The 13,390-nt window shown below is 63.6% G+C and carries 9 protein-coding genes; 4 read left to right on the top strand and 5 right to left on the bottom strand.

Annotation, left to right across the window (positions count from 1 at the left end):
* Positions 1-18: 18 nt before the first annotated feature.
* The 5 genes from BM338_RS02920 to BM338_RS02900 are packed head-to-tail and all read right to left on the bottom strand — an operon-like array spanning position 19 to position 8,633.
* On the bottom strand, positions 19-1,560 hold the full coding sequence (locus BM338_RS02920; protein WP_090450082.1) for a serine hydrolase domain-containing protein: 1,542 nt from the start codon (positions 1,558-1,560) through the stop codon (positions 19-21).
* Positions 1,547-2,770: a dipeptidase gene (locus BM338_RS02915; RefSeq protein ID WP_090449275.1), complete on the bottom strand. Its 1,224-nt coding sequence runs from the start codon at positions 2,768-2,770 to the stop codon at positions 1,547-1,549. The genes BM338_RS02920 and BM338_RS02915 overlap by 14 nt, the downstream gene beginning before the upstream one ends.
* A complete protein-coding gene (gene lysA / locus BM338_RS02910; protein ID WP_090449273.1) occupies positions 2,767-4,053 on the bottom strand; it encodes a diaminopimelate decarboxylase in 1,287 nt (428 codons plus the stop codon). Before lysA ends, BM338_RS02915 begins: the two co-directional genes overlap by 4 nt.
* 50 nt (positions 4,054-4,103) lie before the next feature.
* Positions 4,104-7,100, bottom strand: a complete 2,997-nt coding sequence (locus BM338_RS02905) for a TonB-dependent receptor (protein WP_090449271.1) — start codon at positions 7,098-7,100, stop codon at positions 4,104-4,106.
* 57 nt (positions 7,101-7,157) lie between these two features.
* Positions 7,158-8,633 (bottom strand): transglutaminase-like domain-containing protein, encoded by a 1,476-nt coding sequence (locus BM338_RS02900; RefSeq protein WP_090450081.1) that lies wholly within the window; start codon positions 8,631-8,633, stop codon positions 7,158-7,160.
* Positions 8,634-8,813: 180 nt separating this feature from the next.
* On the opposite strand from BM338_RS02900, the gene BM338_RS02895 reads away from it, so the two are divergent.
* Genes BM338_RS02895 through BM338_RS02880 form a run of 4 tightly spaced genes read left to right on the top strand, consistent with a single transcriptional unit; the run spans position 8,814 to position 13,384 of the window.
* Entirely contained in the window at positions 8,814-9,965 is a 1,152-nt protein-coding gene (locus BM338_RS02895; protein ID WP_090449269.1) for a DUF819 family protein, read from the top strand.
* Positions 9,966-9,991: 26 nt separating this feature from the next.
* The gene (locus BM338_RS02890) at positions 9,992-11,419 is read left to right on the top strand and encodes a C40 family peptidase (RefSeq protein ID WP_090449268.1); all 1,428 of its coding nucleotides are present in this window, start codon (positions 9,992-9,994) and stop codon (positions 11,417-11,419) included.
* A gap of 25 nt (positions 11,420-11,444) precedes the next feature.
* The gene (locus BM338_RS02885; RefSeq protein ID WP_090450080.1) at positions 11,445-12,536 is read left to right on the top strand and encodes a dipeptide epimerase; all 1,092 of its coding nucleotides are present in this window, start codon (positions 11,445-11,447) and stop codon (positions 12,534-12,536) included.
* A 2-nt stretch (positions 12,537-12,538) separates the two neighbouring features.
* Positions 12,539-13,384, top strand: coding sequence for a MurR/RpiR family transcriptional regulator (locus BM338_RS02880; RefSeq protein ID WP_090449266.1), 846 nt, complete (start codon positions 12,539-12,541; stop codon positions 13,382-13,384).
* Positions 13,385-13,390 lie beyond the last annotated feature (6 nt).

Below are 13,390 nucleotides of genomic sequence, written 5' to 3'. Positions count from 1 at the left end.
CAGCGGAAGCGCGTATGCCTATTCACAGCCGCGCACATGCTTGAAGGCGAGGTCTTCATAGTCGTAGCTGAAGTCCGCATCGGGATCGATCTTGCTTAAATGCAGCAGGCCGGTCTTGCCGGTGGGCGGCGCTAGCCAAGCCTCTTCATCGCCGTGTTCCCACTGCACCAGATAGCGCTGACCCACGCGCATCACGGGGCCGCGCAATCGAGGCGACTTGGCGGCCGCAAAAATCACGCCGCCGTCGCGCGGGCAGAGTGTGATATCGCCGAACCACGGGTCGCGCCACACGCCCAGCTGGCTGCGTAACTCGGTGGCTGAAGCGGGGCGCCGGGTGGACGTGTCCGGCACATGCGAGGTGCGCCGGGAGTGTTCCTTGGCAGCGAGCTCATCGGCATAGCTGGCCACGCTGCGCGCCTTGTCCTGCGCGGTGAAGTGCTTGAGCAGCACTTCGATCAGCACGGTGCGCGCGTCATCGGCGTCGCCGTTGATCAGCACCACGAAACCGCTCTGGCGATCCGGCAGCAGATACAGCGCGGAATACATGCCCGACAGCGTGCCCGTGTGCGACACCGTGAGTGCGCCGTCGACATCGGCAATGCGCCAGCCGTAGCCATAGGCGTACAGGCGCGTGCCGTCCCAGGCGCGACGTTGCGCGGAGATCGGCATCGGGGTGTACGGCGTCCACAGCTTGTCGCGCTGTGCCTGCGGCAGCCAGGCCAGTTGCTGTGGCGTCGGCGCCAGCCATTGGTGGGCCCAGATCAGCATGTCGTTGAGACTGCACTGCACACCGCCCGCGGCTTCCATGGTGCTGGCATGCACGACCGGATCGTCTGGTAAGGAAGGCATATACGCGTCGTCGCGCTTCGCATGCGGGAGCGCGACCGGCGCCATCGCATCGCGCCGCCATTCACCTACCTGGCAGCGCGAGAGTCCCAGCGGCTCGAAGACCTCGCGCTTCAACAGTGTTTCGTACGGAGCGCCACCCGCCACAGCGGCGACTTCACCCGCGACGACGTAGAGCAAGTTGTCGTAGGCGTAACCGGCGCGAAAGCTGTAGGCCGGCTTCAGCCAGGCCAGCGCAGAGACGATGTCGGTGCGGGTGAAGTGGTTCGGTTCCGGCCATAGCATCAGATCGCCGGCACCTTCGCGCAGGCCGCTGCGATGCGTCAGCAGGTCGCCGACCTGCATGTGCTGCGTCACCCACGGATCGAACATGCGGAAGGCAGGCAGGTAGCGCGTTACCGGATCGTCCCAGCGCAGCTTGCCCTGCTGGACCAGCCGCGCGAGCAGAGTCGCGGTCATGGCCTTGCTGTTGGAGGCGATTTTGAACAACGCATCCGGCGTCACCGGCTGGCCGGAGCCGCGCGCGAGTTCGCCAGCGGTGCGCTTGTAGATCACTTCGCCATGGTCGATTACCCCCACCGCAAGACCGGGCAGGCGATAACGTGCCATCACCGCATCAATCAGCGGGTCGAAGGTTTCCTTCGGCGTCTGCGCGTGAGCCAATCCCGTCGCCAGGGCCAGCGCGACGGCCAGCCACCGCTTAGCGATGCGCATCGGCATCCTGTTCCACCGCACGCCATACGCGCAGCAGGTTGCCGCCCCACAGCTTGGCGATGTCGTTGTCGCTAAAACCATGGCGGCGCAGTGCTGCGGTGACGTTGCGGGTTTCGGTGGCGTCCTGCCAGCCATCGATACCGCCGCCGCCGTCGAAGTCGGAGGCAATGCCGACGTGATCGATGCCAGCGACATCGACCATATGGCGGATATGCGCCACGTAGTCGTTCAGCGTGGGCAGCGGGAAGGCTGCATCGATGCGGCGCATGCCTTCCACATAAGCGGGCAGGAAATCGTGCTTCTCGCTGTCGTAGCTCTTGTCGCCGGCCTGTTTTGCTACCTGCGCCTGCAATGCCTTCTCAGCCAGCTCGCGACCGGGGTCGAGTTTCAGGAAGCCTTTGTACGCCACGGCCTGCACCACGCCGCCTTTGGCCGCGATGGCGCGCAACAGATCGTCGGGCAGGTTGCGCGGGTGATTGATCAGCGCATGCGCGGCGGAGTGCGAGGCGATGATCGGCGCCTTCGATACCTGCAGCACATCGCGCACACAAGCATCGGAGCTATGCGAGATATCGATCATCATGCCCAGCTGGTTGGCGCGCTCGACCACGCTGCGGCCAAACGGGCTGAGGCCCGCATCGCTGAGCGGTGGATCGCCCAGGTCGGCGGTGGGCATGGAGCTGGTGCACAGATCGTTATGGCCGACGTGGGTCAGGCCGATATAGCGGGCGCCGCGCGCGAAGGCCACGTCGAGGTTCTTCAGATCGTGGCCCAGCGAGTAGCCGTTCTCGATACCGATCATCGCCGACAGCTTGCCGGCCTTGCGGTTGACCAGCACCTGTTCGGGCGTGGTGGCGAGCCGGATACGCTGTGGGTAGCGCTTCACCAGCAGATCGATATCGTCGTATTTCTGCCTGGCCTGCGCCACGGCTTTGGCATAGCCCTCGGCCGTCAACGGGCCTTGTTCCACATAGATCACGAAGAACACGGCATTGAGGCCGCCGCGCTCCATCTTGCCCAAGTCGACGCGCAGTGGCGTGTCCTTGCCTGCATCGAAGCGCGCCTCGCGCATATACGCCAGGGGGATATCCACATGGGTATCGATGGTGATCGGTGGATCTTGCTGTGCCTGGACGCCGATGCTCCAGCAGGCGAGAAGCGGTGCGAATGCGATGCCGATACGCGAAGCCTTCGTGCGCCAGATCTTCATGCGATGTCCCAGTCCCGGGCCGGCTGCTCGCCGGCGACCATGTCTTCGAAACGCTGCCTGCGCCGCACTATGGCATGCCGGCCCTGGTCCAGCAGCACCTCGGCCGCGAGCGGGCGCGAGTTGTAGGTTGAAGCCATGGAGGCGCCATAGGCGCCGGTGCCGCGGATCATCACCAGATCGCCGGGTCGCAACTCGAGCAGTTCGCGATCGCGCGCGAAGGTATCGCCGGTTTCGCAGACCGGGCCGACCACGTCGTAATGCGTACGCTTTCGCTGGCCATCGACCAACGGGACGATGTCGTGCCAGGCGTCGTAGAGGCTGGGGCGCAGCAGGTCGTTCATGGCGGCGTCGAGTACCAGGAAGTTTTGTCGCTCGCCGTGTTTGATGCGGATCACCCGCGTCAACAACACACCCGCCTCGGCCACCAGGTAGCGGCCAGGTTCGAGCAGGATGCGACCGCGGAAGTCGGCCAGCGCGTCGCGGATCGCTGCGGTGTAGTCGGCCGGCGCCACCGGATGATCCTGCCCGGCGCGATAGCACACGCCCAGGCCACCGCCGACATCGATGCTGGCGATGGCGTGGCCATTGGCTTCCAGCTCGCGCCAGAACGCAGCGACGCGCCAAAGCGCCAGACGGAACGGCTCGACGCTGAGAATCTGCGAGCCGATATGCACATGCAGCCCATCCAGTCGCACATGGGTGAGTTGGCCTGCATCGGCGAACCAGCGCCGTGCTTCGGCGATGCTCACGCCGAATTTGTTTTCGGCCTTGCCTGTGGAGATTTTCGCGTGGGTTTGTGCATCCACGTCCGGATTGATGCGCACTGCGGCGCGAGCGTTAATGTGCAGGGCGCTGGCGAGACGTTGCAGCATGTGCAGTTCGTCGATCGATTCGACGTTGAAGCGCAGGATGCCGGCGGCGAGCGCTTCGGCGATTTCCTGCTCGGTCTTGCCGACGCCGGAAAACACGATGCGCTCCGCGGGAATGCCGGCGTGCAGGCTGCGCCATAGCTCCCCGGAAGACACGATGTCGGCGCCGACACCGGCCTCGGCCATCAGTTGCAGGATGGCCAGGGTGGAGTTGGCCTTCACCGCGTAGCAGAGGGTGGCGTCGAGACTGTGCAGAGCCTGTTGCAGACCGGCGATGCGCTGACGGATCGCATTCGCGGAGTAAGCGTGAAAGGGTGTGGGCAGGCGCTCGGCGAGACGACGCAGATCCACGCCGTCAAGGAAGGCATTGGCGTCTGGCGCGTCGGGATGCGAAGAGGGAAGGGTCTGGGGCATGGCCTAAAAGAAGGCGGCCCGCAACACGCGGGCCGCCGTGGGGAGGTAACTCAGAAATCTACGGATACCGTCAGCTGCATGAAGCGCGGCGCCTGGAAGCGCAGCGGCTGGCGGAAAGTGGAGTTGGTGCCATCGCCGATGGAGGTCTGCAGATCCTGATCCACCGCCACCGTGCGCTGCTGGTTGAGCAGGTTGTAGACGGCGAACTTCGCGCGCAGTTGACCCTTGTCGCCCAGCGGCATCAGGTAGGTGATGCTGGCGCCGAGGTTGTAGGTCCACGGCATGGTGCCGTACTTGCCGCGCGGTGAGCGTTCGTAGACGCGGTCTTCCGATCGATCCGACGAGCAGTTCTGCACGCAGATGTAGTAGCTGTGATAGTTGGTGGCATCGTAAGGGTTACCTACGCCGAAGCCCGTGATGGGGCCGCCGGACAGTACGGTGAGGTCACCGCCCAGTTGCCAATGCGGCGTCAGCGAGTAAGTGCCGCGCATCTTCAACTGATGGCGATGGTCGTTCGGCAGGTAGCCGTTGCCGCCCAGGTTGACCCATGGATTATCGAAGTTCTCGGTGCGGCCAGTGTCGTCGAAGTTGGTGTCGGAGTTGACCGGGCCTTCGGCATTGCCGCGGTTCCACGACAGCGTGTAGGAGGCATTGAACGCCCACTTGGCGTCCCATGCGCGGTCGATCTGGAACTCCAGTGCGGTATAGGTGCGCTTGGGTTTCACCCAGCCGCGTTGGCCGAGGTAATTGCCGTCGGCGTCGTACATCGCCCAGCCTTCCTTGGAGGTGTCGATGGTGACCCAGCCATCCCGCTTGCCGGTGCAGTTGGTGTCGCCCCATACCGTGATCTTCTTGCCTGGGTTGGCCATCACCCAGCCGATATAGCCGTCGCCGCCGCATTTGCCGGTGGCGCTGATTTCCATGTCGTCGATGGCGTTGTGCAGGCGGCGATAGGTTCCCTTCACCCCCCATGACCAAGTGGGGCTGAGGAGCTGCTGGAAGCCGAGAATGGCTTCGTCCTGGTAGACCTGATCCATGTCGCGGGCCACCTGCGAGCGGAAATCGCCGACCTTGCCGTTGCCCTGCGAGGTATCAACACCGCCGAGCTGTGGGCCGAGCTTGGGCACGGCGAACTGGTTGCCGTTGCGGTCCATGATCTGCCAGCCATCGAACGCGTAATAGGTGCGCTCATCGAGCAGGCCGCCGGCCTGCTTGATGTTGATCACGTTGGCCACCGGTAGGAAGTAGCGGCCGAGGTTGCCGAACAGCTTGGTGGTGCCGTCGCCCTTGATGTCCCACGAGAAGCCGAAGCGCGGCGCCCACATGTTCTTCATCTTGATATAGCTGGCGCCGTTGGCCGCCTTGTTGTCGAAGCCGTCGTTGCGGATGCCGGCGTTGAGTAGCAGGGTGGGGGTGATCTGCCAGTTGTCTTCGAGGTAGTAGGCCGAGTTGGTTGTCTCGAAGGTGCCGGCGATCTCGTAGCGGCGGGCGCGCACATAGGCGGTATAGCCGGGCGGCAGTACACCGCCGGTGTTGTTGATGGTGGAGCCCGGCGTGGCGAAATAGACGTTGTAGTAGATGGCGCCGGGGCCGGTGTAGTGGCGCTGGTAGATCGACGTGTCTTTCTCGTGGTCGTAGCCGAAGCGCAGCAGATGGTCGCCCAACTTCCATTCGAAATCCGCGCGGGCCTCTTTGCGCGTGTCGTTGCGCTTTTCCACGGTGGAGTTGGTGGTGCAGCCCAGTGGCGCGTTGCCGGGCACGGGCACCGCGTCGGTGACCTTGGTTTCGGCGACGACCCGGTTGCATTCGATGTCGCTGAGCGAACGGGTGAACGACTCGCGCTTGTTGCTGCCGTAGAGCAGTTTCATCGATAGATCGTCGGTGAAGTAGTTGGTATAGGTCAGCGCCCAGTTCTTGCCACCGGTATCGGAAAAGATCTGGTTGGTCTTGTCGCCGATCGTGCGCGAGCCGAAGTCGTAGTTGTAGACGTCGCCGGTGTTCTTGCTTTTGTCGGAGAAGGCCATCAGCGACAGCAGGTTGCTGTCATTGATGCGCCAGTCGATGGTGGTACCCCAGAAGCCGGTCTTGGCGCCGTTGCTGGTCAGCGTCGTGCCGTCGTCGCTGGTGTTGCGCGGGGTGCTGCCGCGCGCCTCGTACATGGCGAAGAAGAACAGCTTGTCCTTCACGATGGGGCCGGAGGCGTAGACGTTGGTCTTCATGAGCCCATCGCGGTCTTCGCTGGAGGCAAGATAGCGATTGCCTTCGGCGTCGTAGCGGTTCTTGGGCCGGTAATGCCACGCGCCGGGTTCGAGCGTGAACTCCGCGCCGTACTTGAACTCGTTGGTGCCGGAGCGCGCGACGGCGTTGATGACGCCGCCGGTCGTGCGGCCGAACTCCACCGAGTAGCCGCCGGTCTTGACCTGGAATTCCTGATAGAACGCGAACGGCGCTTCGGAGTAGCCGTTGCGGTTGTAGAAGTCGGTGACGTTGAGGCCGTTCACGTAGATCGCGTTCTCGGCGATCGACGAGCCGCCGAAAGTGATGCCGCCGAATGAGGCGTTACCCTTGTTGACACCGGGCGCCAGCAGCGCCACCGATGCAATGTTCTGATCCACCGGCAGGCGGCGCAGTTCCTCGCGGCTGATATTGGTAGCCGATTCGGTAGAGCTCACATCCACCGCGGTGATCACGCTGGTGGCAGTGACGCTGACGCCTTCCAGATCCTTCACGCCGAGGTTCACCGTGGTGGCATTGCCCAAGGTCACGGTGATATCCGCAGGCTGCGTGGTGAGCTTGCCGTCCTTGCGGCTCTCCAGCACGTACTTGCCTACCGGCAGGAACGGAATGCGGTAGTTGCCTTTCTCGTCGGCGGTGACCGTGCGTGTGAAACCGGTGGCCGGGTCGCGGATGGTCACCGCGGCACCCGCCTGGGTGCGGCCGACCACCGTACCGTCGTTATTGGCCGCCTGCGCCATCGGCGCTAGCGAAGCCAGGGCCAACCCCATAGCCAAACAAAGCGCACTCTTGCGCCATACGCGGCTGCTCATCTCCCCCATCTCCCCGTCTCCCCGACGATGCTGTCGATGCGTGTGTTGTAGAAATCCCTACCCGCCGCTGCGCCCCTGTGCAGCCGGCAAAACATCCCATTTGAAGCTGTAATCCCACTGGTTGAAGTACAGGTTGCCGCCCTTCCACTCGACCTCGCCGCGTTGCGAGTCGACGTTGTCGGAGCGGAAGTGCTGCTTGGGCGGCACGAAGGACTGGCCGTAGTCGCTGTTGAAAGCGATGCGCCATGCGTCGAGGCCTCCCACGTAGAACCATTGCAGCGGCGCATCGGCCGGCTGCGTGGGATGCAGCTGGCCGGTGGTGACGTCGATCGGCACCCAGCCGTAGGGCGCGAGATAGACCTGGCCCCAGTCGTGGATATTGCTGTAGCCGTTTTCCGCGAAGACCATGCCCGACTGCCAGCGCGCCGGAATGCCGTTGAGGCGTAGCAGGGTGATCAGCAGCAGCGTCTGTTGCCCGCAATCGCCATGGCCGGCGTGCAGGGTGTAGTCGCTGATATTGGAGATGGTGGAGTACTCGCGCGCGCCGGCCCACGGGATCTGGTCCACCGCGGCGAACAGTTTCTGCGTGATGCGATAGGGATTCTTTTCATCGCCCACGACTTTGCGCGAGAACGCACGCATGGCATCGGTGAACACTACGTGCGGCGCGCGTTCGGCGAGGTAGGGCGCCAGTTCCGGCGAGATGTGCGGCGCGACCACTTTGTCCGCATCGATCACGTGGTACTGCGCGGAAAGGGTGAGCTCGTAGGTAACGGAGAACACCGTCTTCTGTCCGGCCTTGGCCGGCTGCTCCAGATAGACGGTGCGCTGCATGGCCGACGCGGGTGCGATGTCATGCTTCGCGGGTGCACTGGCGATGTAGCGGATGTCGTCCTGCTGACCGGGTAGCTCGCGAGGATACGGAATCCATGCGCGTACGGCTTCGCCGGCCGGGACGGCGTCGGCATCGACCGTGACGGTCTGGGTCATGCGCACGCGATGCGGCAGCACACTGCTGCGATGTTCGGCCAGCGCCGCCTCGCGCACCTGCCGATGATACGCATTGAGCGTTTCCATCGGGCCGTCGGTGATCGGCGTCTGATCCTTGCGCCGCTTTACGGCTTCAGGGCTGAGGCGGAACAGGTTGCCGGGCGAGCGCTTGAAGTAGAGCGTCTTGCCATCGATCACCTGATGCTCGAACAGGTCGGCCGCATTCCAGCGTGCGAACTCCGCGTCGCTGAGGTCCGGAATCTGTTTGCGCACGCGCGCCTTGACGGCGTCGGCGTCGAGGGTGAAGTCGAGCAGGATGCGACGCATACGCTCGCGCTGGAACAGCCAGGCATCGCGCGTCTGCGGCGACAGGCCGGGTTGTTCCAGCGCGCGGCTGATGTCCTCTTCGGCGGCCTTGAACTGGCCGGCATCGATCTGCGTGATGGTGTGGTCGAGCGAGGCCGGTACGGTCTGCGCGGCGAGCTGGCCCGCCAGCGACAGTGCGAGCGCAAAGGCCGTGACGCGAAGGCGTCGCCCTGTCATGGTGCGTCGTTTGGAGCGAGCCGTGATCACCGCGAAAACTCCCCGCAAGAAATCGCCGAAATCGCTGTGTAGCACGCTTGCAATCCGCGGTCAATAATTTATGCTTCAATTGAGCTTTGCAGGAATTAGCTATTCCGTGGGGACGGATCGGCGCCGGCGCAGAGCCACTGAGGGGGTGCAATGATCCACACGGTCTGGCCTTACCTGGCAGTGATGTTGTTGGCCGCTGGGCTGTTTCCCGCGATCGAGCGGCGCTTCGGCTGGCGCATCTTCAATGTGCTGCCGCCGATCGTGCTGACCTACCTGCTGGTCACCGCCCTGGCTGTCACCGGGCTGTGGCAGAACAACGCCGAGATCCAGGGCGCGCAGTCCACCCTGGTGACGCGATTGGTGCCGGCGCTGTTGTTTCTGCTGATGATCAATTGCGATCTGCGCGCGATCTTCCGGCTCGGGCCGCGCGTGCTCGGCGTATTCGCCTGCACCTCGATCAGCCTGTTCGTGGCCTTTATCACTACCTATCTAATGTTCCGGCGCTGGTTGCCCGGCGATGCCTGGCATCCGCTGGCCGCGCTCAGCGGCAGCTGGGTAGGCGGCACCGCCAACATGATCGCGGTGAAGCAGGCGATCGGCATGTCGGACACACACTTGGCGATGAGCCTGCTTACCGATGCGCTGTGCTACTCGATGTGGGTGGTGGTGCTGTTCTCGGTGGCGAAAATGGCACCGGCCTTCAATCGATGGACGCGCGCAAAGTCGAGTGGCGATCTGGATGTCGCCGAAACGCCAAACACCGGTCCGACTACGCCGGACACCGTGCTGCTATGGCTAGGCATGGCCTTGCTGATCGCGGCGGGTTCCAGCTGGCTGGGTGAACTACTGCCGACGTCGAGCATGGTGAGCGCGTCCACTTGGTCAATCCTGCTTGCCACGGCGGCGGGCCTCATCGCAGCGCACACGCCGCTGGCGCGTTTCCCGGGGGCGAGCAAGATTTCCAGCACGCTGTTGATCAGCGTGGTGGCGGTGCTTGCTTCGCAAAGCAATTTCGAGGGCATCGCCTCGGCGCCGGTGTACCTGATGTGCGGCGTCTGCATCATCGCTATCCATGCGGTGCTGCTGGTGATGTTCGCGCGGCTGTTCCGCTTCGACCTGTATCTGTGCGGCATCTCCTCGCTGGCGCATATCGGCGGCGTGGCGGCGACGCCGGTGCTGGCCGCGACGTATTCGCGCTCGCTGGTGCCAGTGGGCATTTTGCTGGCGCTGCTGGGCTATATCCTCGGCACCGGCTTCGGTCTGGTGGTGGCGTCGGTGCTGTCGCGGCTGGCGTTGCCTTGAGCCTGCTCTTGTCTGGAAACCGAACCATGCGCTATCCACTTGCCGCCGCGATCGCCTTTGTCCTGTTGCTGGAAGCCGGCGCGCTGCATGCACGCGAAGCAAACGCTACGCTGCCGGTGCCGCCCTCGGGAGTGATCGGTGTGACACAGCAGCAGCTTGATCCGGAGTTCTGGGTACGCAAGGCGTCCCAGCCGGATGCCATCGTGTTGAGCGCCGATGCCATTGCGGCACAGAACGCGAAGCTGCTGAAAATTGATCCCACCATGCACGACCTGCATGCGCTGCCGGCCACGCTGGACCAGGCGCAGGTGTTGGCATGGATCAACGGGATTTCCAGGCGCCCCAAGGGGTCGCTGTTTGATGTGGATGGCAAGCCAGTGCCGGCGGCCACGCTCGATGCACTGAGCGCGGACCTTGCCCTGGATCGCGTCCCCAAGCAGCAGGCCACGCGCTACGGCATGGTGGTGCGTCGCGCCGATCTGCGTGCCTTTCCCACGGCGCTGCGCGTGTTTAGCAGCAAGGGTGATACCGATATTGACCGCTTTCAGGAAAGTGCGGAATTCCCCGGCACGCCGATAGTGATTGCGCATACCAGCCAGGACGGCCAGTGGCTATTTGTGGTGAGTCCGCGCTACGCCGCATGGATGGCGCGCGAGGATGTGGCCGAGGGTACGGCGGCGCAGGTGCTCGGCTATGTCGACAAGGCGCCTTACCGCGTGATCACCGGCGCCACCGAGCGCACCGTGTTCACCCGCGAGCAGTCCGGGGTTTCACAGCTGCAACTGGACATGGGCGTGCGCCTGCCGCTGGCGACGGGGCTGGCACCGGACCAGCCGGTCAATGGCCAGTCCGGCTACACCTCGTATCCGGTCGAACTGCCGTTGCGCGCGGAGGACGGCACGTTGGCATTCACGCCGGCGCTGCTCCAGCACAACACCGACACCGCGCCGGACTATCTGCCGCTGACGCGTGCCAACATCATTCGCCAGGCCTTCAAGTTCCTGGGCGAGCGTTACGGCTGGGGCCATGCCTACGACGCGCGCGATTGCAGCGGTTTCACCTCCGACGTGTATCGCAGCATGGGTGTGCAGATGCCGCGCAATACCAGTGGACAGGGCGTGAGTCCCGCGCTCGACCACACGTTGTTAACGGCGGCCGACGATCATGCAAAGCGCGAGCGCGCCATCGATGCGCTGGAGGTGGGCGACCTGATCTACATCCCCGGTCACGTGATGATGATGATCGGCCGCATCGACGGCGAACCCTATGTGATTCACGACACCACCGGTATCAGCTATCGCGAGAGCGGTGGCGCCATGCGGCGGGTCAAACTCAATGCGGTATCGGTGACGCCGCTGCGGCCGCTGATGTTCAACGGCACGCAGTCGTATATCGATCGCATGACCAGCATTGTGCGCATCCGTCAGGCGCATGCAGAACCGCAAAAAAACTGACCAGACAATCAGCCAGACGGACCTCATGAAAATTACCGATATCCAGTTCGGCATGCTGCGGGTGCCGCTGAAGACACCCTTCAAGACCGCGCTGCGCACGGTTGACCGGGTCGAAGACATCATCGTCATGGTGCATACCGACTGCGGTCACATCGGCTATGGCGAGGCGCCGGCCACGGCGGTGATCACCGGCGATACGCACGGTTCCATCGTCGACGCCATCCGCCACTACATCTCGCCGCGCGTGATCGGCCAGGACATCGCCAATCTCAATCGCATCACCCAGCTGATCCAGGGCTCGATGGAGAAGAACTCTAGCGCCAAGGCGGCGGTGGAGATCGCTGTTTATGACCTGTGGGGCCAGCTCTACCAGGCACCGCTGTACAAACTGCTGGGCGGCGGCGACCCGGTGATCACCACCGACATCACCATCAGCGTGGACTACATCGACAAGATGGTGGCCGATTCGATCAGCGCGGTGGATCGCGGTTTCGAGTCGCTGAAGATCAAGGTGGGCAAGGACATCGGCGTCGACATCGAGCGGGTCAAAGCGATCTATGCGGCGGTGGAAGACCGTGCGCTGCTGCGCCTGGACGCCAATCAGGGCTGGACCGCCAAGCAGGCGGTGTATGCCTTGCAGACGCTGGAAGATGCCGGCGTGAAGCTGGAACTGGTTGAGCAGCCGGTGAAGGCGCGCGACCTTGAAGGCATGCGCTACGTCACTGAGCGCGTGCATACGCCGGTGATGGCCGATGAGAGCGTGTTCGGACCGATGGAGGTGATCGAACTGATCCGCCTGCGCGCGGCCGACATCATCAATATCAAGCTGATGAAGACCGGTGGCATTTCCAATGCGGTGCGCATCGCCGACATCGCCGGCATGCACGGTATCGAATGCATGATCGGCTGCATGCTGGAAAGCAGCATCAGCGTGGCGGCGGCGGTGCACCTGGCGGTAGCCAAGGCCGACGTGATCACCAAGGTGGATCTGGATGGCCCCTCGCTGTGCCAGTACAACCCGGTAGATGGCGGGGTGAACTTCAACGAATCGGAGATCTCGGTGAGCGATGCGCCGGGACTGGGCATCCGCGAGATTCGTGGCTTGGAAAAGATCTAGTTATGTCTGCTCTGGTGAAAATCCGTTCCGAACGCGACCAGATGTCGGCGGTGGAGCGGCGCATCGCCGATTTCATCCTGGAGAATGCGCAGTTGCTGCGCGACTACTCCTCGCAGCAGCTGGCCAACGCGCTGGGCATCAGCCAGTCCAGCGTGGTCAAGTTCACTCAGAAGCTCGGCTTCAAGGGCTACCCGGATCTGAAGTACTCGGTGGGCGAAGCGATTGCCCGCGCGGATAACGGCGATGCGGCGGTGGTGTCGCGTCACGTTGCCGATGACGCCGCCGCACAGGCGAGCAGCCTGTGGCGGCGCAAGTCGGAAGCGGAGGAGGCAACCCGGCTGATCAATCCGCCGGAAACGTTGCAGGCGGTGCTGGGTGCGCTCGCTGACGCCGGCAAGGTCTTCGTGATCGGTGTGGGTGAAGACGACATCTATGCGCGCGGCTTTGCCCTGAAGCTCTCGATGCTGGGCATGACTACCGTGCAGAGCTTCGACATCACGCGTATGACGGTGAGTATTTCCGGAGCCGGCGCAGGGGATGTGCTGCTGGTGTTCTCCGAGCACGGCAACCATCCGGCGCTGTGCAAGGTGGGGCGCTTCTTTCGCGAACAGGGCGGCCGTCTGCTCACGGTAACGCGGCATACCTCGAATCCTCTGCGTGCGCTGGCTAACATCGCGTTGCTGGTGTCAGCGCACGATGATCGACCGTATATCCAGTCGCTGCTGTATCAGTCCGCCCTGCAGCAGTTGCTCGATGGCATCTTTATCCAGTTGTGCGAGGGCGACGAACAGCGCCACGCGCAGTTGATCGCCAATCTGGAACGCATGCAGTTGTTGCTCGAACCCTAGGTGTTT

It is taken from the genome of Dyella sp. OK004 (assembly GCF_900114495.1).
Classification (GTDB): Bacteria; Pseudomonadota; Gammaproteobacteria; order Xanthomonadales; family Rhodanobacteraceae; genus Dyella_D.
Note: the sequence above shows the minus strand (reverse complement) of the source record. Positions and strands in the feature narration are given on the sequence as shown.